Annotated in this window: 21 protein-coding genes; all 21 read right to left on the reverse strand. The window is 67.5% G+C overall.

What is annotated here, in order from left to right:
* A partial coding sequence (locus ACH4UK_RS27700) for a single-stranded DNA-binding protein (protein ID WP_175510246.1) occupies positions 1–95 on the reverse strand: 95 nt, incomplete at its 3' end.
* A gap of 137 nt (positions 96–232) precedes the next feature.
* A complete protein-coding gene (locus ACH4UK_RS27705; protein ID WP_331759562.1) occupies positions 233–553 on the reverse strand; it encodes a hypothetical protein in 321 nt (106 codons plus the stop codon).
* 112 nt (positions 554–665) lie between these two features.
* Entirely contained in the window at positions 666–3,680 is a 3,015-nt protein-coding gene (locus tag ACH4UK_RS27710; protein ID WP_331759560.1) for a hypothetical protein, read from the reverse strand.
* Between the two features lie 87 nt (positions 3,681–3,767).
* A complete protein-coding gene (locus ACH4UK_RS27715; protein WP_398360661.1) occupies positions 3,768–4,004 on the reverse strand; it encodes a hypothetical protein in 237 nt (78 codons plus the stop codon).
* 87 nt (positions 4,005–4,091) lie between these two features.
* Positions 4,092–4,928, reverse strand: a complete 837-nt coding sequence (locus ACH4UK_RS27720; protein WP_398360664.1) for a hypothetical protein — start codon at positions 4,926–4,928, stop codon at positions 4,092–4,094.
* 132 nt (positions 4,929–5,060) lie between these two features.
* Positions 5,061–6,017, reverse strand: a complete 957-nt coding sequence (locus ACH4UK_RS27725; protein WP_398360666.1) for a hypothetical protein — start codon at positions 6,015–6,017, stop codon at positions 5,061–5,063.
* A 250-nt stretch (positions 6,018–6,267) separates the two neighbouring features.
* Positions 6,268–7,308, reverse strand: a complete 1,041-nt coding sequence (locus ACH4UK_RS27730) for an N-6 DNA methylase (RefSeq protein ID WP_398360667.1) — start codon at positions 7,306–7,308, stop codon at positions 6,268–6,270.
* 89 nt (positions 7,309–7,397) lie between these two features.
* Positions 7,398–8,291 (reverse strand): hypothetical protein, encoded by an 894-nt coding sequence (locus tag ACH4UK_RS27735; RefSeq protein ID WP_331759555.1) that lies wholly within the window; start codon positions 8,289–8,291, stop codon positions 7,398–7,400.
* 257 nt (positions 8,292–8,548) lie between these two features.
* Positions 8,549–9,061, reverse strand: a complete 513-nt coding sequence (locus ACH4UK_RS27740) for a hypothetical protein (protein WP_331759554.1) — start codon at positions 9,059–9,061, stop codon at positions 8,549–8,551.
* Positions 9,062–9,584: 523 nt separating this feature from the next.
* Entirely contained in the window at positions 9,585–9,944 is a 360-nt protein-coding gene (locus ACH4UK_RS27745; protein ID WP_398360670.1) for a hypothetical protein, read from the reverse strand.
* Between the two features lie 321 nt (positions 9,945–10,265).
* Positions 10,266–10,952, reverse strand: a complete 687-nt coding sequence (locus ACH4UK_RS27750) for a hypothetical protein (RefSeq protein WP_398360671.1) — start codon at positions 10,950–10,952, stop codon at positions 10,266–10,268.
* An 89-nt stretch (positions 10,953–11,041) separates the two neighbouring features.
* The gene (locus ACH4UK_RS27755) at positions 11,042–11,239 is read right to left on the reverse strand and encodes a hypothetical protein (RefSeq protein ID WP_331759550.1); all 198 of its coding nucleotides are present in this window, start codon (positions 11,237–11,239) and stop codon (positions 11,042–11,044) included.
* 152 nt (positions 11,240–11,391) lie between these two features.
* Complete coding sequence (locus ACH4UK_RS27760) at positions 11,392–13,698, reverse strand: SMC family ATPase (RefSeq protein WP_331759549.1); 2,307 nt, start codon at positions 13,696–13,698, stop codon at positions 11,392–11,394.
* Positions 13,695–14,312: a hypothetical protein gene (locus ACH4UK_RS27765; protein WP_331759548.1), complete on the reverse strand. Its 618-nt coding sequence runs from the start codon at positions 14,310–14,312 to the stop codon at positions 13,695–13,697. The genes ACH4UK_RS27760 and ACH4UK_RS27765 overlap by 4 nt, the downstream gene beginning before the upstream one ends.
* A gap of 234 nt (positions 14,313–14,546) precedes the next feature.
* A complete protein-coding gene (locus tag ACH4UK_RS27770) occupies positions 14,547–15,026 on the reverse strand; it encodes a hypothetical protein (protein ID WP_331759547.1) in 480 nt (159 codons plus the stop codon).
* 122 nt (positions 15,027–15,148) lie between these two features.
* On the reverse strand, positions 15,149–16,015 hold the full coding sequence (locus tag ACH4UK_RS27775) for a sortase (RefSeq protein ID WP_331759546.1): 867 nt from the start codon (positions 16,013–16,015) through the stop codon (positions 15,149–15,151).
* Positions 16,016–16,105: 90 nt separating this feature from the next.
* The gene (locus tag ACH4UK_RS27780) at positions 16,106–17,362 is read right to left on the reverse strand and encodes a collagen binding domain-containing protein (RefSeq protein ID WP_398360674.1); all 1,257 of its coding nucleotides are present in this window, start codon (positions 17,360–17,362) and stop codon (positions 16,106–16,108) included.
* A gap of 88 nt (positions 17,363–17,450) precedes the next feature.
* Positions 17,451–18,716, reverse strand: coding sequence for a hypothetical protein (locus ACH4UK_RS27785; RefSeq protein ID WP_331759544.1), 1,266 nt, complete (start codon positions 18,714–18,716; stop codon positions 17,451–17,453).
* A gap of 237 nt (positions 18,717–18,953) precedes the next feature.
* Entirely contained in the window at positions 18,954–19,436 is a 483-nt protein-coding gene (locus ACH4UK_RS27790; RefSeq protein WP_398360676.1) for a hypothetical protein, read from the reverse strand.
* Positions 19,433–19,843 carry a hypothetical protein gene (locus ACH4UK_RS27795; RefSeq protein ID WP_331759542.1) on the reverse strand — a complete coding sequence of 137 codons (411 nt, stop codon included), beginning with the start codon at positions 19,841–19,843 and terminating at the stop codon, positions 19,433–19,435. The genes ACH4UK_RS27790 and ACH4UK_RS27795 overlap by 4 nt, the downstream gene beginning before the upstream one ends.
* Positions 19,844–19,856: 13 nt before the next feature.
* Positions 19,857–20,267 carry a hypothetical protein gene (locus ACH4UK_RS27800; protein ID WP_331759541.1) on the reverse strand — a complete coding sequence of 137 codons (411 nt, stop codon included), beginning with the start codon at positions 20,265–20,267 and terminating at the stop codon, positions 19,857–19,859.
* Positions 20,268–20,425: the final 158 nt, after the last annotated feature.

Here is a 20,425-nt window from a genome sequence, read left to right on the forward strand (position 1 = left end):
CGGAACTTCGCGACCGCCGCACCGGACGGGGTGAAGCGCAGCTCGGGGTCGTCGACGAGATTGCCGACGACCGTGATGACGGTCTCGCCTGCCATACAGCTTCTCCTTGTGCTTGTGAGAGGCGGTGAGTGGCCGGGTGCGCACAAGAGGCGGCGCACCCGGTCACTCACCGGCCGGGGGTACAACGAATGGTGGTGGGTGCCGTCGTTTTGGGGGAGTTCTCGCGAATCTGTCAGCCCGTCGCGGGTGCGGGTGGCGCAAAGGCTGAGCAACCCGGAAGTTCGGTGCGCGCCCGGGCCAGGATGTAGTCGGCCATCTCCGAGGGCTCATCGCGGAGTTCGAGGATCTCCTGCGCTAGTTGCCGCGCCAGATCCGGTCGGTGCCTGGACAGAGCTTCCAGCAGTCGTGTGCTGATGCCAGCCAGGGTGGTCGCCATGGCCGTGTATGCCAGGAGCTCGAAGTGCGGGTCGGGGCGCTCGCGCTCGGTGCTGGTGCGACGCAGGGCCGCGAGCGCTTGGCCTAGGAGCAGGTCGCGTAGTTCGGTCGTCGGCACAGTGGGCGACCTCCTTCGTTGTCAGCGCGGGACGCAGGCATCGTCGCGTGCAAACCGGACATCCGTCGGGTCGTCCACCCCGGTGCAGGCGGACGACCCGAGGCCAGATAGATCACACCTTGTGGAGAATCTCCGGACGCTGGTCCGCGCGGGCCACGTACCTCTCGCCCAGGATCCGCGGGGGTCGCCCTGACGCGCGGTCGAGCATCTCAGCTCTCCACCCTTGTCCCGGAGGAACCGCCACGCCGTGTGAGGAGACAGCGTCGATGGGCAGTTTCAGCGCGGCTGCCAGTTCACGCCGCTCGGCGGTAGTGATCTCCTTCTCACCGGTGCGCCGCTGCAGAGCAGTGCTGATATGCAGCCATCCGTCGGGCTTGCGCGTCACGGACCAGTGCTTACCGGTCTGCTGGCGAAGTCCGGCGCGAAGTCCTGCCTGTACATCCTTGTCGCGGTCGAGGTGTATTGCGTCGCGCCCGGCAGCGTCCCCGGGGTCAACACTGACTCCGCTCTCGGCCCAGACCTGCGGCGTCTTGACGGGCTTGCCACTCTGCCCGTCGACGGATCCGGCTGCGTAGAGCCATCGGCTGCTCTGCGCTTGGGACAGCTGCCTGGCCCGGGAACGCTCACTGCCGCGCCATGCCTCACGGAGCTCCCGTATCTGCGCGTATGACTTACGGGCGTAGCCCTCCTCAGGGGCGTCCCGGGCGACCTCTTCGGCTGCGGGCTTGGGCGCGGGCAGCGGAGCGCTACGCAGCGGGGAGCCCACCGCGGGGTGGTCTGCGGCGTACCGCTGAGCCATCCCCTTGCCGACAAGCCGGATGTGCCCGCAGGTCCTGTCCTTCTTGAAGGTGCGGCAGTTGCACGCCAGGGTCGCGCCGTCGTCCCGGTCCGTGGACAGCTGGGGCTGCCCGTCCGCGTCGTTCCAGGCAACTGCCTGCCCGGTAACACTCGCGTCGAGGAAGGTTGCTCGTACCTGCGCGGCCGCGACCTTCCCTGCGGAGAGTTCTGAGTCGATGCGGCGAGGGTCGGCGTAGAGCAGTGTTCCCTCGCTGCCGAAGCGCAGTCGGGCGCTGGGCGGAATCGTCGCAACGGCAGGGGGCGTCTGGGCGGGGCGGCCCGCGGCGCGTGCGGCTTGACGTTCCGCCTTGATCCGGGCCCGGCGGGCGGCGTCATCCTGGCCTGCGCGGGAGCCGGAGACCGGGCAGGTGTGCGCTGCGGTCATGGACGCCCACTGTCCGCAGGTCGCACACTGGCGCTGGACTGAAGCCTCGGCCGCCTCCGCGACGTTCTCGAACTGGTAGGCGGTGTTGCCGCCGTTCTTCGCCCAGACCGTTTGGCTGACGTAGCTGGTGAGGGAGGAGGCCGCCATCATCTGCTGGTGCTGGCTCGGCGACATCCGGTAGGCGTAGGTCTTGGCCGGCATGACCTGCCCGTCGCTCTTGCGTGTGTAAGGGCGGGTGGTGACCTCCAGGTAGCCCGTGTCCCGGTTGTACCCGACCTCCTGAATGCGGGCGGACACTGGCACCTTGGCTGTGCGGGAGTGCGGCAGAGCGGCGATGGAGGTCGATACACGGGTGGGGTCGATTCCGGCGTCCAGGAGCTTCTTGTCGATGTCGAGGCTCTTGGAGTGCCAGTCGTCGTACAGGGCGTGGTCAGCTGCGGTAAGCGACGCAGTGTCAGGGTTCTGCTTGCGTAGCACTGCCCGCTGACGGACCTTCTCTTGGATCTTCTCGAGCTCCTGCACATGGCTGGCGAGCTCGTCGAGGAGAGCAGCGTTCGGGCATTCGTCGCGGGCGTGGCCGAACTGACCGCACCCACCGATGCAGCGGATCGCGGCGGATGCGATCTCTGCCTTCTTGTCCTTGTACTGCCCAGCGGCCTGCTGCGCCGAGAACTCGTATCGTCCGTACTCTCCGCGCCACCGCTGAAGCTCCGGGTCGTCTTCCGGCACCTCGCCCACGGCAGCGTTGATCCAGTCGGCTCGCGCCTCCATCTGGGCGTAGTACTGATCGGTCTTGTCCCGAAGCTCGTTCAGTTCGTCGACCCGCGCCGTATTGGGGCACTCATCGGCCACGTGCCCGAACTGCTGGCAGGTGCCGCAACGAACGGTCTCCTGCCGCGTGCTGTCCGCGAGATGGCGCGTGACCTGCTGGTCGTGCTTCAGATGGCGGTCCCGCTCCTCCCTCATCTGAGCCATCTCCTTGTGGGAGTAGCCCGATATGAAGGCCCAGTCGTTGCGGGCGTGCTCGTCCGCCCGGTCCTTCTCCTCCCTGATCTTGGCGTCGATCTCTTGCCACCGGGTCCGGGAGTCGTTCCTCTGCTTGACGAGGGTCTGGTTGGGGCAGGCGGAACGCTCGTGACCGAACTGACCACAGCCGCCCTCGCCGGTGCACTGCACGTTGCCCTTGCCGGGCTCCGCCAGGCGCACTCGCTGCGCCGAGGTGAGTGCAGCGCGGGTGGGCAGCGAGTCCAACTTGGCTCGCCGTTCCTCCTCCATGATCCGCAGCGCATCTCGGGAGACGTTGCTCTGACCGATGTCGGCCTGGTGCCTGGCTGTGAAACCGGAGACGGCGAGCTTGTCGCGCCACTGGTCCGTCAGGGAGATACGGGTGTTCTCCCGCTGTGTCTTCTGCCGGCGGACCAATGCCTTCCAGCGGCCCCTCGCTTCGGCAGCGGAAACGCCCATCGTGCGGGCGTAGACGTCGAAATAGCCATCCTTCGCCTCCTGGTTACGCTGCAGCAGTACGCCCAGGCGCTGCATCGCCGCCAGGTCCTGACCGCGCATCTTGTGCTTGCCTTGCAGTGGCCGGCCGTACTCGTCCTTGCCCGTCCTCAACCGGGATATCTCCTGGTCGATGCGGGTAACCATGCCGGGCTGCCGGTCGCTCTCCCGGTGCTTGTCGGCCGAGGAGATCCGCGGGTCGCCCTCGATCTGCTGCTTGAGCCCGTTCAGGAAGGCCAGCTGCTCCTTCTTCGAAGGAGCGGGAAAGCCCTCGTATTGGTGCCCGAATTCGTGAATACCCGACTGCAGCTCGAAGTCGTCGTAGTCCGTGTAGCCGAGCTGCTTGAGCAGGTGCTTCTGATAGCCGATGACCGCCGAGCGGCCCTTGTTCTCGCGGCAAACCACGTCGTGCCCCTCCAGTGAGTGTCGTCCTGAAGGGGCATCGTGCAATCGGAAGCGGACAGCTCTGCCAGAGCAGCAACCACAGCAGGGTCACCCGCCCTCAGCGCGGAAGTCGCGCCACATGGCGAGGACCGGCGGGGACAGAAGCAACAGGCCGGCGAGGCCCAAGGAAGGCCTGTCGAGGAGAAGACCGAGCCCTGAAGTCACCGACCCCGCCATCGTGACGGCCATCATGACCGTGCGCCGCTTCCGATACTCGTTCCACAGGGCGAAGGCAGCCGTGGGCGGCATCAGATGCATAGTGACGAACGCGACCACCTCACTCACAGCCAGCGAGCCCCTTTCCCCGTGGGCCTGTGCGCAGGCGCCACCAGACGCCAGTACGCCGCACAAGTACGCACGGAGCGTCTCTGGTCAGGCCTCGGCGTCCGCTCCGAGCTCCATGACGGACGTGAAGAGCTCGTCCATGGGCACGTACTCGCGCTCCACCAGAGTGATCACGTCGGCGCGCTCGAGAGAGGACAGGTACGAGAAGGGGTCCAGCGGGTCGAGAAGTACCAGGTTCTCCGGGTGCTCGACCACCACGACGACCATGCGGCCGTCGGGCATCTTGGTCTCCAACCCGGAGGCCGGCTCGTCGACGTCCCCGTCGACGTACTCGCCGCGGTTGATGACGAGGGGGACCGTGGCGGACCACTCGCCAAGCTCCTGCTGCGTCAGGTTACCCAGGTCGTCCTCGGCGGGTGCCTGGAACAGCACCCCAGTGGGCACCTGCCCGGCGGCAGCAGCATCCAGAAGCTCCTGCTCCTCCTCGGTCAGGGCACCCCAGGTGTCTGCTTCCTGGGCATCAGTGTTGATCTGCTGCTGCAGCACTCGACGGGTCTTCGTGGCGTGGGCCGTGCGGGCGTCGAACGCCGCGAGTTCGGCCTGGTCGATCGACTGCTGGTCTCCGGCCGCTATCGCCTGTGCAAGGCTGGCCTCGAGTTCGGCGTAGCCGGGGATGAGCTGGGCGAGGATGTCGGCTGGCCGGTCGGCGAAGACGCGCAGGGACTGTTCGGGGAGGACGGCTTCGAAACTGTGCGGGCGTTCCCGGCCGACGAGGGGCAGGGTGTACCCGTGGCCGGGGGACTTCATGTCGGCCGTGTTGGCCACGACGACGGCAGGCGCCGGCACGGACGGGTCGCACTGCTCAACGCCAAAGTCCGGGGTGGTGATCGGGGTTTCGGGGGCGGTGCTGGTGTTGGTGTTCATGATGTCCTTTTCACTGGTTGATGAGAGTTGCGCAGTCCGTCGGATGACGGGCTGCGGAACGGGTTCCTGGCCTGCGGTGAAACGCGGCTTTCGTAGTGGGGTCGCCTGCCGGAGCGAATCGGCCGTTCCTGTTCAGGCGACCAGAGCGTGTGTCGGGGGTGCGTCAAAGGTTAGGTCGCGGACAGGACAGGTCTCGTCGTTTGCCGTCCGAGCTTCTTCGAGGAGTTCGTGAGCTTGCTGGCTGCTGAGACCGAGACGGCGCAAGCTCTGCGTCCAGTTCAGGCCGGCCTCGCGCAGGAAGTCCATCTCCTCCTGGAGCAGCTGAGCAGTCCAGGCGTTGCCATGGTTCGGTGCCCGGATTCCGTGGGGCTTCGCCTCCGGCAGATCGATGGTCGCTTCGTCCCAGGCGAATGCCGTCGCCCATTGCCTCTTCGTGGCGCGTGCGCGGGTAATTTGCGATGGTCCAGGGCGGCCGCCCAGTTGCTTCCAGGCAGTGAGGATGGCATCGCGCACGGCCGGCGTGCGGGCGCTGGTCAGGAGGAACTCGTGCAGCGTGCGGGCGCAGACACCACCTACCTCGGCGATCGCCTGCATCGTCCAGCCGAGCGCGCGCAGCCCTTGAAGGCGGCGCACAAGTCCGACGTCCGTGACGTGAGCCAGCTGACTGCCTTTCAGCTTCGCCGGTGCCGGCAAAGCTGTGACAGCGAGGACCTTACGAGCGAAAACGCTCCGGACCGTCCTCTGCGGGTCGTTCGCGTGGTGGCTGATGACGGCCTTCAGAGTGGTGGCTGGAACTTCAGCCACCCTGGCGATAAGGGCGATGCTGGCTCGGTCGTAGGAGGACTGAAGGTGTCGCACGTGAACAACTACTTCCGAGGCCTCAGTCTCGCTTCGAAGGTTCGGAGGAGAAGGCACCGTGGTTGTTGTGCCGATGGCGAGGAGACGGCTCGCAGCCTCTGCCTTGATGGTGCGGTCCTTGCCGGCTGCCACGTCGAGCAGGACGCACTTTAGCGTCGAGACGGGTATGCCCGCGGTCCGCGCGATCGCAGCGATAGACGGTCCTGCCTGCTGAGTGGTCAGCGCCCGCACGTGGTGGGCGGCTGCTCGCGCGTCAACCCGAGCGGCTGCGCTTGGTTCCGTCACCGCGGGCCCCGGGGCGTGGCTGCGAGCGTGCGGGTCGGGCACGTTGTACGCCTTCCCTGAGTCGGTGCCGGCGGTGCGCATGAAGCTCCTCGATCGTTCGCGGGGTCAGAGACGGGTTCAGCACGGAGGTTAGGGGATGGGGTGGCCACTGGGGCGGACGCGCGAGAACCAAGGTGTGCGGGACTCGCGCGGGTCGTCATTCTTCGCCTTCCAGCCCCTCTCGGTCAGCGAAGAGGGCGTCCACCAGGCGCCGGGTCGTATCGATCGCCAGCGCGAAGGCGGCGAAGTCCTGCATCGTGTTCCTGAAGTCGTGCATCTCCTGCTGATGGGCCAGGGCCTCCTGGCCGAGGTTCCCCTCCGACAGGATGTCGCCGACGGCCACCACGGCTCCGTGCCCCAAGTCCCAGACGACGGCATTCACCGCGGCGCAGGCGGCTGCCGTCGGGTTCAGCTCTTGCATGACCCAGCCGTAGGCGTGCGGATCGAGCCCGCGCCCACGCAGAGCCTGCGCTATGGACCGAAACATGCCGCCGGTCCCGGCCGTCGGCTCATTGAACACGTGCCCGGGCTCTGGGGTCTCGTCGGTGTCGTCGAGGAGTAGCAGGGCCATGACGTCCGTCATGTCGGGAGGGGTGTGGTACTCGCCGAGCCCTTTGCGTGAACTGTGGTGACGCAGGTGCGTGATGGTCCATGAAAGGAGGTCAATGCCCGATCGGTGGCCCGGGTTGCTGTCACCCGTGTGCTGGAGCACGCCGGAGCGCAGGGCTGCCTGGGTAGCGGCGGAGACGCCTCGCATTTCCTGTTCGCTGAGGTCTTCCTCCGTCCAGCGGAGAATCGCGGCGGCTACGTCCATGAGGTCCGGCCGAGCCAGCCAGACTGCCGCGTAGATCCGGGCATAGTTCTTGACCAGGACGTGGGCAGGTTGCACGGCTATGAGGTTCGCCAGACCACGTGCGTGGGTGGCTCTGGGGGACTTGGCAGGGTGCAGTGACAGTGCGGCGACGACGCCGAGGGGTATGTCGAGCCGGTCGCTGCCGCAGCTGTACCAGGCGTCGGCGACCGCCTCGCCGAAGGCTGCGCCATCACTTCGTCTGGTGGGGAAGTCAGGTGCCTCCGTGCCAGTCCGTTCGGGGCTGTTGGAGTTGTCGCGGTCGGCCGGCTGGTCTGGACCGGATGCAGTGCCCGCGTGTTGCGCGACGGCTTCGGAGAGACGCGTCACGAAGTCTCGGTGGTCCATGGGATGCCGTTCTGCTGGGGGAAGGTGAGCACCCGATTAGGCGCCTGCGGATGGTGCTCTGCCGGATTGTGGCGAGAACGCGGGAGCGTTCATCCGGGCTGCCAGTAGGAGGAGGGCCAGTTCGGCGTGGGGTACAGGGTCGGTGTCCGCTGCTGCTCCGCGATCGCGGCGGCGGCCCGCTGCCGGGCGGAATCGGCAAGGTCCTGCACGCTTCGGAGGCTGTCACCGCAGGACACTGTGACCCTGGGGCCGAGTCTCCAGAGTGCCGCGTTCGCTGAGAGGCACCCGGCCAGTAGTGGGTCTATGTCGTTCATCCACCAGTGGAAGTCTGCTGGGTCTGTGCCTTGGGAGCGCAGGGTCGCAGCAGCGGCGCGGATCATCGTTCCGGTGCCTGCGCAGGGCTCGACGAGGCGGGCTCCGTGGGGGAGAGGTTCGCTGAGCAGGTTGCCGGCCATGTGGTTGGCCACGGTGGAGGGGGTGAAGAACTGGCCGACGGGTTGCCGCTGTGAGTAGCTGCGCATGCGTTGCACGATGAGGCCGAGGACATCTTCCTCTTCGCACCGGGTGACGTCGCTGGCGTATTCGAGCAGTCCGGCCCGGATGAGGACGCGGGCGTAGTCGGCCAGTCCGCGGGTGTCCGTCTCGCTCGGCTGAGCCAGCCATTCGTGCAGGGGCCTTGCAGTGTCGGTGAGGACAGGGTTCTGGGCCCAGCACGTGTTCCAGATTGCCCGCAGGGCATCGGTGATCCCGGCGTCGTTCAGAGGGATGAGCAGGGGCCCGAAGTCGCGGCCGGCTGGTGTGGGCGGAGCCGCTAGCGCGAGGGTGGCGAGTGTGCCGACGGCGATGGGTAGATCGCTGGTCCCTCCGCGGTTCTCTTGCCACCACGCAATAGCGTCTCCCACTATTGCGCGTGCATGCTCGGTTCCGCTTTCGGGGGAGAGCGCTCGGCGTATCGAGGCGGGAGGGATCCCGTAGAAGGTCATGGCTTCGGATCTCCGTACAAGAGGCGGGTAAGGGCCGCGGGGGCGACCTGGCCTGACAGCGCGGGTGCTGGGGCAGCTGACGGTGTTGTGACCGGGAGTTGCGTCGGTAGAAGGGCACGACGAGGCGGCGGTACTTTCGCTCCACCCCGCCCGACGAGGGCGGGGTGCCGCCATTCCGCGCCTGTCCTCGAAGGCGCCGGGGTGGCTGATACCGCTCGACGGACTCGAACACCTGCAGACGAGCGGCAGCGAGGGCTCTACCGCAGAACGACGAGAAGCCCGTTGGTCAACAGGGCCACGGCAGCTGATAGCTCGCGGGCACTGTCCAGGGGCGCCAGCACGTTGGTGACGGTCGGGCGGCCCTGACCAGTGGCAGCGTTCAGCGCATCCTGAACCGTCCGGCGGACCGTCTCTGTGATGCGGATCTGCTCCTCGGTGTGTTCGAGGTCGCCGGCGGTGACGTGCCCGCGACCGCTCAGTCGATTGGTCTTGGTGGCGACGTCGATGGTGGTGAGTGGGTCATCGTGGCGCGCGGGCGCGAGGGCGCATATGTCTACGCGGCCCAGTGCGTCTCGGAAGCGTGGCGGGCAGTGTGTGTGGAGATCTCCCGTGAGTTCAGTGGCAAGGTCGCGAACCGCAGGGAGCCCGTACCGGGTGGCCAGGCGCGTCATGATGCCGAGAGCGTTGTGCAGGTCGCCCTGGCGCAGTGCCTTCAGATAGGCGTCCGTGGTGACGCGGAGGAGGTCCTTGGGAAGGGCGGGGTTGTTCATGGTGTTCTCCTGGTTCAGTTCGTGTTGGACAGATGTTCGTGTTGGACAGATACGCGAGAGAGTGGTGGGGGGAGCGCGGCCTGGAACCGCGCACGGCAGGGCGGGATGGTAGGCCCCGAGTGGGTGATTCCTTGGGCGGCGTGATGAGGTCACAGGTCCGCTGGTTCGGCCTGCGCGATCGACGGGCCAAGGACCCAACGCTGTCGGTCCCGGTTCCACACGCATGCGGTGTAGAGCTGCATGAGGTCTGGCTGAGGCGGGAGGCTGCCTCCCGTGTCCTGGGGGAGCAGGAATCCGTACTCCCAGCACTCCATCTCACCGGGCCAGTGCCCGTGCCATAGGGTCTGACGATCGCAGATGTCTCCCTGGTGGGAGCAGTCCTGAAGCCCGGTCTCGGCGCAGCGTGCGATGTCGCAGGCTTCATCGTGCGGTTGGCCGGGGGCGGCGTCGCAGGTTGGGCATGGAGCGGGTTCGCTGAACATGATTTCTCTCGTTCGGTGGTGTTGGTCGCCTGCGCCAGCGGTCAGGCCTGGGCGTGGGCGGATGCTGCGGTCGTTTGAAGAGGCAGAGTTCGAGCCAGACCCGTCGCCCACGCGGTGAAGGCCTGCGGTGGGCAGAAGGTCGCGTGCGCCATCAAGGCCCACAACTGGGTTGTGTTCACGAGGACCTGCGGGGTCGCGTCCCCGGCGGGCAGTGGGTGCTGGAAGCCGAGGGCCAGTGCAATGTCGCGCACGAACCACTGAACGTCGCCTTCGTGTACCCGCACGCGCAGGTGTGCCGAGTCGTAGACGACGGTGATGGTGCGGCCGCAGCGCCGGTTCCTGAGGCCAGAGGAGAGAGAGCGCCGAGCGCCCTGGATCGCTGAGGGGCGCTGGCTGAACATAGAGGGATGAGGCACCGGCCGGGTGACCTCCGTTGAAGAGGTGCTCTTCTCGGACCGTGCGGGTGGCATCCGAAGCTCCTTCGGTGGACGGGTTGGTCGACTCCGACGGCCGTGCGGCGTCGGGGGAGCTCTGATTAGGGCCTGCGAGCTCCGGATACGTCGCCTCGTGGCGAGAACGGGTGCGCTCCGGGCCAAGGGGCCGCGGCAGGTAAGGCCGGCCGGCGGACAGCCGCTCGAGCGATCTGAACGCGCGGCAGCCCCGGGCCGGGCTCGGCGCGGGGCTGCGTTCCTGGATAGTCGTCGTCGGGATCCGGGTACTGGTCAAATAGCGCGCTGGATGCGTGCGTAGATCACGTCACCAGCGGCCTCATGATCGAAACTGCGGGTCAGGGACAGGTGAGTGAAGATGTAACGGCCTGGGGGCACGTCGACGACGGCGTAGGAATCAAGTCCGTCAGGGGTTCCCCCTCGGCTGATCCAGTGCTCGTAGTCGGCGATGGCGTAGGACCAGACGACCGTATCGATGGGGGCAAGAAGGACGGCTCCAGGCATCGCCGTTTCGTTGCCATCCGCGGATGCCGGGCTTGCGATGAGGTACCTGTCCGGGTCCGTGCGGTACAGCCCAAGCCCGCCAGACCGGGCGGGGCCGAATGCGCAGCCCATGGAGGCCATGCCGTGGACCATATGAGCCTTGCCCAGGTCGGTGTTGTACCTGACGGCTGCCCCGTCGAAGTCGTAGGCGGGCCGTAGGTCGTCAGCAACGATCAGCTTGCCGGAGGGCACACTGACGGTGATCTCGGTCCGGATGCCATCGGGGTAGGGGCAGGGGTCAAGGACATGGACGGCGCCTTCGACAACGCGTCTGGCCGGCTGCTTGGCGCAGGACCGGCAGCCGAGGTCGATGGGGCCGGCGATCGGCGGGCAGCCGTCAACCCAGTAGACCTCGGCTTCGTCGTTCACGAAGACGTGTCCGTTCGTCTCGGTCACGGGCAGGATCTGCGTGCTCATTGGCTGGGCTCCTTCGCTGATTGCGCCGACGACACGGAGGTCCTCTCCGGGCCCGCTTCCTGGCGCGAAGGGGTACCGGGGTGGCTGGGTCACTCGGCCCGCTCAAGGCAGTCGAGCAAGGTCAGGATGTCCCGTGTGGTCAGCCGGATGGGTACCACGCCGTTGCGCAGGATCGAGTACGTCCGGTCTCCAGCGTCGAGAAGGCAGGCAGCCCCGGTCTCCGTGCCATCACTTTCAGTGACAGACCAATCGGCGTCGGCGAGACGAATGACGCGCTCGATAGGCACGAGGCCTCCTTTGTTCAACGGGCAGATGCTGGTGGGCTCATAGAGCCGCAACTCTGTTCATCTGCCCCAGCGGGCGCGAATGCGCGAAGGCATACACGGAGGGGCGGCGTTGGCAGGGAGGGGCGCGCCCCTCCCTGCCAACGCCAGGGTCGTCAAGCCGCAGCTGAGACGATCGTCCCGGTCGTTTCGTCTGGCTGACGAAGGCTGATGACGTGTTGAGCGGTCTCGGTGATCTCCTCACCGTGGGACACGACAAGGGCGGGCCAGCCGAGCTCGGAGAGGCAGGTGAGGACCGCTCGGCGGGTGTCGGCGTCGTGCGCGGCCGTGATCTCATCGGCGATGATCATGCCGGTGGCGTTGCCTCCGGTGACCTGCTCGGTGATGCCCAGGCGGAAGGCGAGCGCGGCGGTGGCCTTCTCGCCGCCGGAGAGAACACGGGCGGGGCGCACGATGCCTTCGGCGGTGTGGACACGTGGAATGAACGCGTCATCGATCTCGAAGCGGACATGCCGGTCGGTGATCTGGGTCAGCACGTCAGTGGCTGCCTGGGACACGACTGCCGTGTACTCCGCCAGAAGGTCCCGACGAAACTGCGCAAGGACCGCAGCAGCCTCGTGGAGGATGTGGGCCTGGTGAAGCTTGTCAGCTTTCGCCCGCATCCTGGACTCAGCGACCTGGTGCGCCTGGGTCAGCATGGTCACCCGTTCGTCGGCGACCCGGAAGCGGGTGTTCGCCTCTGATGCCTCCGCAGACGCCTTGTGGTGCTCGATGCGGGCGGTCTGCAGCTCACCCGTCACCTCGGCCAGCTCTGCTGCCGTGGCGTCGGGGTGCGTGTCTGCAAGCGCCGCCAGGTCGGCGCGAGCTGCTTCCAACTCCGCCTCTGCGGAGGCCAGCTGACTACGCAGACCTTGGGCTTGACGGGCCCGTGCGACCTCCGTGCTGAGCCGCTCGATGGTGTCCCGTCCACTCTGGAGAACCTGCGCATGAGGCGCCGTCGTGTCCAGATCCGGAAGGTGAGTCACCACCGCGCTCACGGCCTCGGCCGCCGCACCTCGCGCCATCTCCGCATGCTGTTGAGCGGCAGCCGCCTCCGCGCGCACCGCGTCCAGACGCGCGGACAGCCGCGTGAACTCCTGGCGCCGAGAGAGCAGCGCGTTGTGGAGCTGAGCCGCTGCCTCCGCCTTCGCCTTCGCGTCCTTGCCGTCCCTGATGCAGCGCTCCCGCTGACGACGCAGTTCAGCGACCAAAGACGGCACGTCCCCCAGCGGCTGAACGCAGGTGGGGCAGCGGGCGGACTCGGCTGCGGTCAGCGCCTGTAGCGCTTGGTCGAGGCGGGTGTACTCGCCTTTGAGCGCACCGCGCCGCTGCTCGTACTTCGTGTGCTGCTGGTGCGCCGATTCGATACGACGGTCGAGTTCAGGGTCAGCGAGCCGGCCAGCCTCGGTTCGAGTCTGTCGCATCCTGACGTCGATTGCGGTGGCGCTCTTCTCGGCGTCGTCGGCCTGTCCAGTCGCTCGCTCGGCCGAGTGGACAGCGTCACGCAAGACGTCCAGCTGCCGAGTGGGGACCTCCGGCATGGGAGTAGCAGGGTCCGCCAGGTGCAGCTCCTGGGCCAGGGACGTCACCCGCTGCTGGCACTGCTGGACCCGCTCATCAGCGCGGGCTCGGGTGATCCGCCCCTCTTCCGCCAGCCGGTGCCGTTGGTGGACGGCTTCGGCCTGTTCCTCGGCACTGCGCACTCGGTCGGCAGCACGGTGCGCAACCTCGGCGAGCTCCTCATGTGTCCCGTAGTCCTCGACCGCCTGCTTCTGGGCGTCGTCGACTGCGTTTCGGGCCTCCTCGGCTTCTTCGGGAGAACCAGGCATGGCGCCCGCCAGCTCCTCGGCGCGCCGGGCTTCGGCGTTCTTCTCGTCCACCTTCTTCGTCAGGACGCCGAGTCCAGTCTGTTCTTCGAACAGACTCTGGACCTGGGCCGGAGTGCCTTCGGCCAGGCCGGTCAGTTCGCCTTGGGCGATGAAGAACGCTCCGCAGTACGCCCGGCCGGTCAGGCCGGTCAGCTCGGTGATCTTCATGGTGAGCTTGGTCGGGGTGATCTGCGGTTCGTCCCGTCCGGGGCCCGTGGCCCCGTTGGTCCACCAGCGGGCGTACGCCTCTTCGCGCACACCGCCGCGGAGACTCCGCTGCCGCAGGCCTCGCAGGGCTGTGTAGTGCTGCCCGTTGAAGAGGAAGTCGACTTCGGCTTCGCACGGTTCGCCGTCAGCTCCGGAGCGGCGCATGTCGGCCTGCTTCAGCCCTCCGGGGACCTCGCCGTACAGGGCCCACACCATCGCGGACAGGAAGGTCGACTTTCCAGAGCCGACCGGCCCGTGCAGGGCCGTGATGCCGGTGTCAGGGATGGTGATCTCGCTGTCCCGGACGGAGCGGATGTTGCGGACGCGTATCCGGGTGGGGGTGATCATGCGGCTGCTCCGTCCGTGGGGCGGGCGTGGACGCGCAGGATGGTGCTGGAGTCGTACCCGGGAGGTGTCTGGATCTGGGGTGCGGCGAAGTGGAGGGTGCGCAGCGCCGACATCAGGTTCAGCTGCGGGGCGTCGCAGTGGTGGTGTTCGCTGCCGTCCACGTGCTCGCCGTTCGCGAGGGCAAGCTCCAGGCCCCCGGCGTGCGCCCAGGCGGCGTCACCGGCGGCGACGAGGGTGGTCCCCGAGGTTGGACCGTCGGCGTAAACGATCACGGCGGGGGCGTCACACGAGCAGGACCAGCCGTAGGTGCACACCAGAAGGACCGGTGTCGGGCCGTCTTCGTCGAGTTGGCCGAGGAGCGTCGTCGTTGAGGTGTGCAGTTGCCATTCACCACGCTGGTACTCGTTCTCGTCGATCTTCTGCATGTGCCGCTTCGCTCCGGGGGCCGCAGTGCTCATCCAGCCCACCGCGCGCAGGTGCCCTCGGTCCGGGTGCCGGGTGACGAACTCGACCTCGAAGATGCGTACTTGTTCGGGCGCCTTGTAGGGGGTGGCGTCGGTGTAGGTCCGGTGCGGCTCGAAGAAGTTACTGGTGATCGTCAGATTCAGGGGCATGCCGAGTCCTTTGAGCGTGTATATCGACGTGATGCCCAAAGATCACCACTCGGTGGAAAGGAATGCGAGTTTCCGCGAATTCGTCCCGGGCGCTCAGCTCGTCACGCCTTCAGATGTCAGGTAGCTGGGCGGATTCCGCTGATCGCGCCTTACGGCCGCACGGGCTCGGGGCAAAGCCTGGCAGGAACGTATGCACCCCACTGCATTGTCGGGTGCATACGTCCTCATAAGGGCTCAGGCGGTCTTCACCGAAGCTCGAATATGTGCGATCACGTTCACGGCGATGAGGCCGAGGAAAAGCGCCACCGCAAGCAAGGAGACGAAAGCCCCCACCCCGGTCGCAGCGACGTTGTCCAGGAAGAGCCACCGGCCAAGGAGAAGCCCGTAGACGAGCACCAGGGCGATGTCCGTGACGCAGGCGACCGATGCCCACCTGCGGAGGGGCTTGGGCGGAGCCGTGACAGACCGAACTGACTCTGCCTTCTCGAACTTCGGGGTGATCCAGCACGCGAGCACCACACCCCCGGCAGCCGAAACAGCAAGTCCCAGCAGCAGCCCCATCGACAGATTCACACGCCAGAGAACAGCGATGCACGTGGCGATACCGAGCACACCTTGAAGACTGTGAAGCGGCAGGCACAGACGGTGCGGGTATGACTTCTTCGGCGACTGGCTGCCGCAGCCCTCGTCCTTACTCGTGTCCTGGTCAGTCATGGATGCCTCCCGTGTGTTTTCGTTTGACGGGGAGTAGCCTCATGCCCGACAAACCGAAAGGCATCTGCTGGCGAAAACACGGGGTGCCAACCGCGTGGCGCTTCGCCGAACGTGGATTGTGTTCAGCGGCCCTCGGTCCCTCCGCTCGCGCCGACGAGATCTGCTGTTACAACAACGCGCTTGGATGAGCCGTTGGGCGGCCAGCAGGTCACCAACGTCAGCACCGGCTTGACGGGGGTGGCGGTGGGCTTGCCCGGTACCTGCGCGATGACGTTCACGTTGGTCGGAGCGACCGTCTGAATTGAGGCCACCTTGTATCTGTAGGTGATGCGGTTCGCTGTCGTGACGGAGATGGAAGCGCCGGGCTTGATGCGGTCGATGTTCCTGAAGGCAGGGCTCGCGACGCCGGATCGGTGGCCTGCGAGGGCGTAGTTGCCGATCTGCCCGGGGCGCTCTGTTCCCGGGAAGTGCCCGACGCCGGCGCGCAGCTGCCGGTCGCTCACGCCCTCGTACACAGGTTGCGCCCAGCCGCTGCCCAGTGCCGGGATCCGCAGAACTTCGGTGACGGGCCCCCCGCCTCCCGTGGTGGTGTGCCCGCCGACGGTGTGCGGGCCGCTGCCTTTCGGGTTGGAGGAGGACCAGGTGTCGAGGGCTGCGGAGGCGTCGGACTGCGCCTTGCCGGTGCGGTCCGGCACCTTCGGGTCGCCGCCGAGCGGCGTGTCGAGGCCGCTGACGGCGGCGGAGGACGTGAGCGGGTCCGGGGCTGAGGGTGCCGGCGCGCTTGGAGAGGGCTGGTGCCGAGCGTCGGCGGACTGGTGTGCGTGCGCGGAGGGCTCGTCGTTCCCGCGGGTCGCCAGGACAGCCGTGGTGGCGATCCCCATGGCAGCGACGGAGGCGATGCTGATGGCCAGCGCCCGTCGGATTCGGGGCCTTCGCGACGTCGGCTTCACTGTCGAGGGGTGGTCAGGGTTGGGCGGCGCGTCGGACATGCGTACTCCTGGGATTCTTCGATGCGGGCGCGGGCCGGGACGTTTGCGCCCCGGCCCGCGTCTTCAGCGCGTGAGAACTACAGGTGGCACTTACGCGCCGGTCTTCGGGAGCTCGGTGATGTCCACGGGCCGCGGCTTCGGCTTCTCCGGCTGGGGGATCTTGACGTCGATGACGCTGACGTCGGAGGTCTTGCCGTCCACGACGGTGATGTTCTGGTCCACGGCCAGCTGGTAGCCCTCCACGGCCTGGACCTCGTGGATGGTGTAGTTGCCCGGCGGGAGATCATCGATCTGCCAGAGGCCCTGGGTGTTGGTGGTGCCCTTGGCCACCGTCTTGCCTGCCTCGTCCTTGGCCTCGAACTGGACGCCGGACAGCGGCTTCTTGGTGTCGCTGGCGGTCTTGAGGAGCTTGATGCTTCCCTTCAGCGCGTCGACGGTGATCTTGAGCTGGGCTTCGGCGGTGGTGGTGCCACCGGCGAGGAGCATCCGCTGGGCCTTGTCATTGGCGGGGAGGTGGGCGGTCAGCGTCGAGGCGGGCAGGTCCTTGGCCACGGCCTTCAGCTCGACGGTCCCGGCCTTGGCGGGGGTGATGGAGGCGGTGGCGACCCCTTCGTCGTTCGTTGTGACGGTGCCCGCGCCGGCAACGGCACCCGCCCCGTTGAGGCTGATCTGGACGCCGGGAACCTTCTGCCCGGACGCGGCGGTCACGTCCAGGGTGATGGTGGCCTTCTCTCCTGGCTTGAGGGCGGCGGGGGTGTGGAGGTTGACCTTGTAGGGCCCGGCCAGCTTGCCCGCCTCGGTGATCAGCACTTGGGCCTTGGTCTTCACCTCCTTGGGGACGTTGGGGTACGAGACCCGTTCCAGCGCACGCTTGCCGTTCGGTAGGGCGTATGTGGTGCCCTGCTCGAGGAAGCTGTACACGGCCGCATCGACTGCGCCAGCAAGTGTGTCGTTGGCCGTGTCGCCGTACTTGGACAGCACGTACGCGGCGCGGGCGGTGTTCTCCTTGGAGACCTTCTGGCCGGTGACCTTCGAGGTCCAGGTGCTCACCTCGGTGGCCTTGCCGTACTGCCCGCCTTCCGACGGGCCGGCGAGGGTGGGGTCAGCGCAGTAGGCCCGGCCGGAGATGCCGCTGACCGGGGCGCCCGGCGCACCGTACGCGCCCAAGTGGGACGCCCCCGGCGTGTTCTGGTCATCGGGCACGGAAAAGCCTGGGCCCCAACGGTCGGCAGCGACCGCGTTGGGGGTGGCGTACAGCGCGGTCGCGCCGACCAGTACGGCTGTGGCGAGGACGGTCGGGCGGCGCAGCGCCCGACCGCGTGCCGGGCGGCGTGTGTTGAGCGTCAAGTTGCACTCCTTGCAGGTGGGGCCGCAGTTCAGCCCCGTCTGCCGTCAGCATCTGCGGGAATGCGGACACCTGGCCCTGGGCTGCCGCTCAGTCGTTGATCGCCACCTCGATCGACGAGGCAGACGTAGGGGTTATCTCCTTGGCCCACTCCAGGGCCTTGTTGCGGACCGGCTCGGCGATGACGTCGGGGACGCCGACGCGCCGGGTCAGCTCGCCACCCCGGGCCTCGAACTCCGTGCCGTAGTCCGCGATCCGCCCGGTGATCAGGCGCTGCCTTCCCGATGTGTCGCCCGTCGGGCCCTGCCTGGGGGTCGGATGGGGATAGTCGATCTGCCACGACGCGGCGGCAGAGGCGAGGCGGCTCCATCGCGGCTGGAGCGCTCGCAGGGCAGCCCGTTGGCCGGGGGTGGTGCCAGTGATGCGCTGGCGGACGATCGCACCGGCATCCCCGGTAAGGCTCGCACTCTCGGCTTCCTCCAGTTCCAGCAAGGCAATGCGGTCGGTGATGAGCTGGTCGACGTCCCCAGTGGTCAGCTCGGCGGCGTTGATGACGGGGAGGTCGTGCTGGGGCCGCTGCCAGATGGTGCGGGCTTCCACATGAACGCGGCCGGTGTCCTCGACGGTGACGTGGAGCCAGCCTCGCGGTCCGAGGTCGTCGGAGAAGCCACGAGTGAGGGAGGAGCCGGTGTACCAGACCTGTCCGGGACCGTCGTGGTCGTGACCGGGCACGGCTCCGAGGGAGTGGTAGTGGGAGAGCAGGAGCGCGTCCCATCCGCGGTGGGCCCACTCCAGGGGGATGGGGCGTTCTTGTCCCTCGGGGTTGATGCAGTGGTAGAGACGGCCGTCGGCTTCGAAGGTGCCGTGGCAGACAAAGAGATTCACGTGGCCGGGCAGCGGGACGGGGTCGATGCGAATGCCGGCGTCGGCCAGGGAGCGGTCCAGGCCGTAGTGGGACACTGCGTGGACGGCGAGGCCGTCGGTCGGCTGGTGGATCTCGTACAGGCCCGGATAGGGGCCGGTGCCGTCTCCTGTCCCGCGTCGCGGGTCGGGGTACACGGCGTGCATCCCGAGATCGGGGCGGTGCATCGTGCCCATGGCGGAGATGTCCGTTCCCGCGCCGGCGCAGTGGTTGCCGCTGTTGCCCAGGCCCCAGATGCCAGCCCGGGCCCGCAGGTCGTCAACGCGGTTGGCATGTTCGACGTCGCGGGGCACCGGCCGAGCCCGGTGGGTGAGGTCGCCTCCGTCGATGATGCCCTGCACCCCGGCGGCCAGCATGGCGCGCATGGTCAGTTCATGGGCAAGGTGCCCGTCGACGACGCGCTGGTTCCAGCGGGTCTGAGGGTGAAGTCGCATTCGAGGGTTGTGGTAGCCGAGGTGCTGGCAGCCTCGGATACCCAGAATGTAAGCCACGGCGGATGCCCTTTCCGGTGTTCGGTCCTGCCCGGTTTCCTGCGGCGGGGCACGAACTCCTAATGGTCCGTGCCCCGCGACAGTGCACTGTGGCGGACAGCGGGTCACGCGGCCGCGAAAACTTCCTTCGAGGCGCCTCGGCGGCCAAGGCCGCTGCCTACGTGGGCCCCTGTGCCGGGCCTACCGCTGCGCCCGTGAAGCGGAATCTCGGCGCCACGCGATGAGCCTCAGAATCTGGCCGGCCAGCTTCTCGGCTTCGGCATCCTGCACCTGCACTTCGACTTCGCGGCCAGCCATCGCCTTCGGACCGTCCGTGATCTCGACGGTGAAGCAGATGTGGTTGTGCGCCCGGCCCTCCGCCGCTACATGGCGCAGCAGGTCCTCCTCGGTCATCTGCTTGGGGGCAGGTGCGTGTGCGGCCGCAGAGGGCTGCGGGGCGAAGACGCGAGGAAAGGCGAAGCTCGTCACCCTGGCGAGCAAGGGCCGGCGGCCGCCCCCGTGGGGGCGGCACCGCCGCCGGTCGTCGTCGATCTTCAGCAGGGCCACTTCGACGGCCTGAGTGATCTGGGCAGGCGTGGTGTTCCTCTGCCGTGACAGGGCCAGGAGCTCTCGCAGCGCGGCCTCAGCGGGCAGAGCCTGCGTGGTGAGGTTCTTGCCCTTCACGGTGCGGGGCACTCGGGCGTGCGGGCGGAGGGCGTAGTCGGGTTTGCTGACGGCTGCGTGGCATCGAACTTGGCGAGTTTGTCTCGAAGTTCGCTCTTCTCGACGTGCTTCCACTGGATCCGGCCGTTGCTGTGCCAGCTCTGCTCGGCGTAGTGCTCCCCGCCCGCCCCGGTGCCGTTCGGCCAGTGCTCCACGATGATCACCTGAAGGGGCTTCCACAGCCCTTCGAGAGTCATCCGGATCGCGGCGGCGGCGGTCTCGATACTCATCGTGGGTTCGGTGGTCTCGGTCACCACAGCGAGGAGGCGATGCTCATCGAGCCGCCATGTTCGGCACGGTCGCCACACGAGCTGGTTGTCGTTGCCGAGGTAGACGACTGGAGTCGCGTCGATCAGAGGGGCTTGCACAGTGGTGATCCTCCTACTGGGAAGCTGAGAGCCCGTACTCTGCGGCAGTTCCCGTGCCGAAGCCCTCGTCCGGCGAATCGGCTGAGGGAGAGGCCGAGCCGTCAGCGATCCCAGGAATCTGGAGCGCCGCGTCTACCAGTTCACGGGCCTTCTCCAGGCTCCTTCGCAGGTCTGCGACCTCTCCGGCCGGGCAGACCATGAGGACAGCGAGGCTGGCCTCGATGCCCGTCCGGGCTTCGGCCAGCTGCTCGGGGCTGGCGCCCACGCTCTTGTCGGACGCCAGTTCCGCGACGGCCTTCAGGTGCTTCTTGATGCGGGCGGTGACCGCGCGCATGGCCGCGTCGATCGCCTTGGGCTGGCCGGCGGTCAGCAGGCTGTCCTGCTCCTGGAGGTCGAACTGAACAAGCTGTACGGGCTGCGGCATGACGAGTCCTGTCCGTTGAGCGAAGGCCGCCGGATTCCTTTGCGGCGGTGCCTACTCTGGCCGCCGATCCGGACACCCTCGTGATCGCACAGCGGACGAGCCGTCGCCGGCGTCGAGCGAAGGCTGTAGTAGCGGAGCCCGTGGCCGCATAGCCTGAT

Source organism: Streptomyces sp. NPDC020884 (genome assembly GCF_044333935.1).
Taxonomy (GTDB): Bacteria; Actinomycetota; Actinomycetes; order Streptomycetales; family Streptomycetaceae; genus Streptomyces.

What these genes read in the sequence shown, in the direction of transcription:
- ACH4UK_RS27720 (WP_398360664.1), bottom strand. Translation starts at nt 4,928, where the DNA reads ATGAACACCAACACCAGCACCGCCCCCGAAACCCCGATCACCACCCCG.
- ACH4UK_RS27730 (WP_398360667.1), bottom strand. Translation starts at nt 7,308, where the DNA reads ATGGACCACCGAGACTTCGTGACGCGTCTCTCCGAAGCCGTCGCGCAA.
- ACH4UK_RS27735 (WP_331759555.1), bottom strand. Translation starts at nt 8,291, where the DNA reads ATGACCTTCTACGGGATCCCTCCCGCCTCGATACGCCGAGCGCTCTCC.
- ACH4UK_RS27740 (WP_331759554.1), bottom strand. Translation starts at nt 9,061, where the DNA reads ATGAACAACCCCGCCCTTCCCAAGGACCTCCTCCGCGTCACCACGGAC.
- ACH4UK_RS27745 (WP_398360670.1), bottom strand. Translation starts at nt 9,944, where the DNA reads ATGTTCAGCCAGCGCCCCTCAGCGATCCAGGGCGCTCGGCGCTCTCTC.
- ACH4UK_RS27750 (WP_398360671.1), bottom strand. Translation starts at nt 10,952, where the DNA reads ATGAGCACGCAGATCCTGCCCGTGACCGAGACGAACGGACACGTCTTC.
- ACH4UK_RS27760 (WP_331759549.1), bottom strand. Translation starts at nt 13,698, where the DNA reads ATGATCACCCCCACCCGGATACGCGTCCGCAACATCCGCTCCGTCCGG.
- ACH4UK_RS27765 (WP_331759548.1), bottom strand. Translation starts at nt 14,312, where the DNA reads ATGCCCCTGAATCTGACGATCACCAGTAACTTCTTCGAGCCGCACCGG.
- ACH4UK_RS27770 (WP_331759547.1), bottom strand. Translation starts at nt 15,026, where the DNA reads ATGACTGACCAGGACACGAGTAAGGACGAGGGCTGCGGCAGCCAGTCG.
- ACH4UK_RS27775 (WP_331759546.1), bottom strand. Translation starts at nt 16,015, where the DNA reads ATGTCCGACGCGCCGCCCAACCCTGACCACCCCTCGACAGTGAAGCCG.
- ACH4UK_RS27785 (WP_331759544.1), bottom strand. Translation starts at nt 18,716, where the DNA reads ATGCGACTTCACCCTCAGACCCGCTGGAACCAGCGCGTCGTCGACGGG.
- ACH4UK_RS27800 (WP_331759541.1), bottom strand. Translation starts at nt 20,267, where the DNA reads ATGCCGCAGCCCGTACAGCTTGTTCAGTTCGACCTCCAGGAGCAGGAC.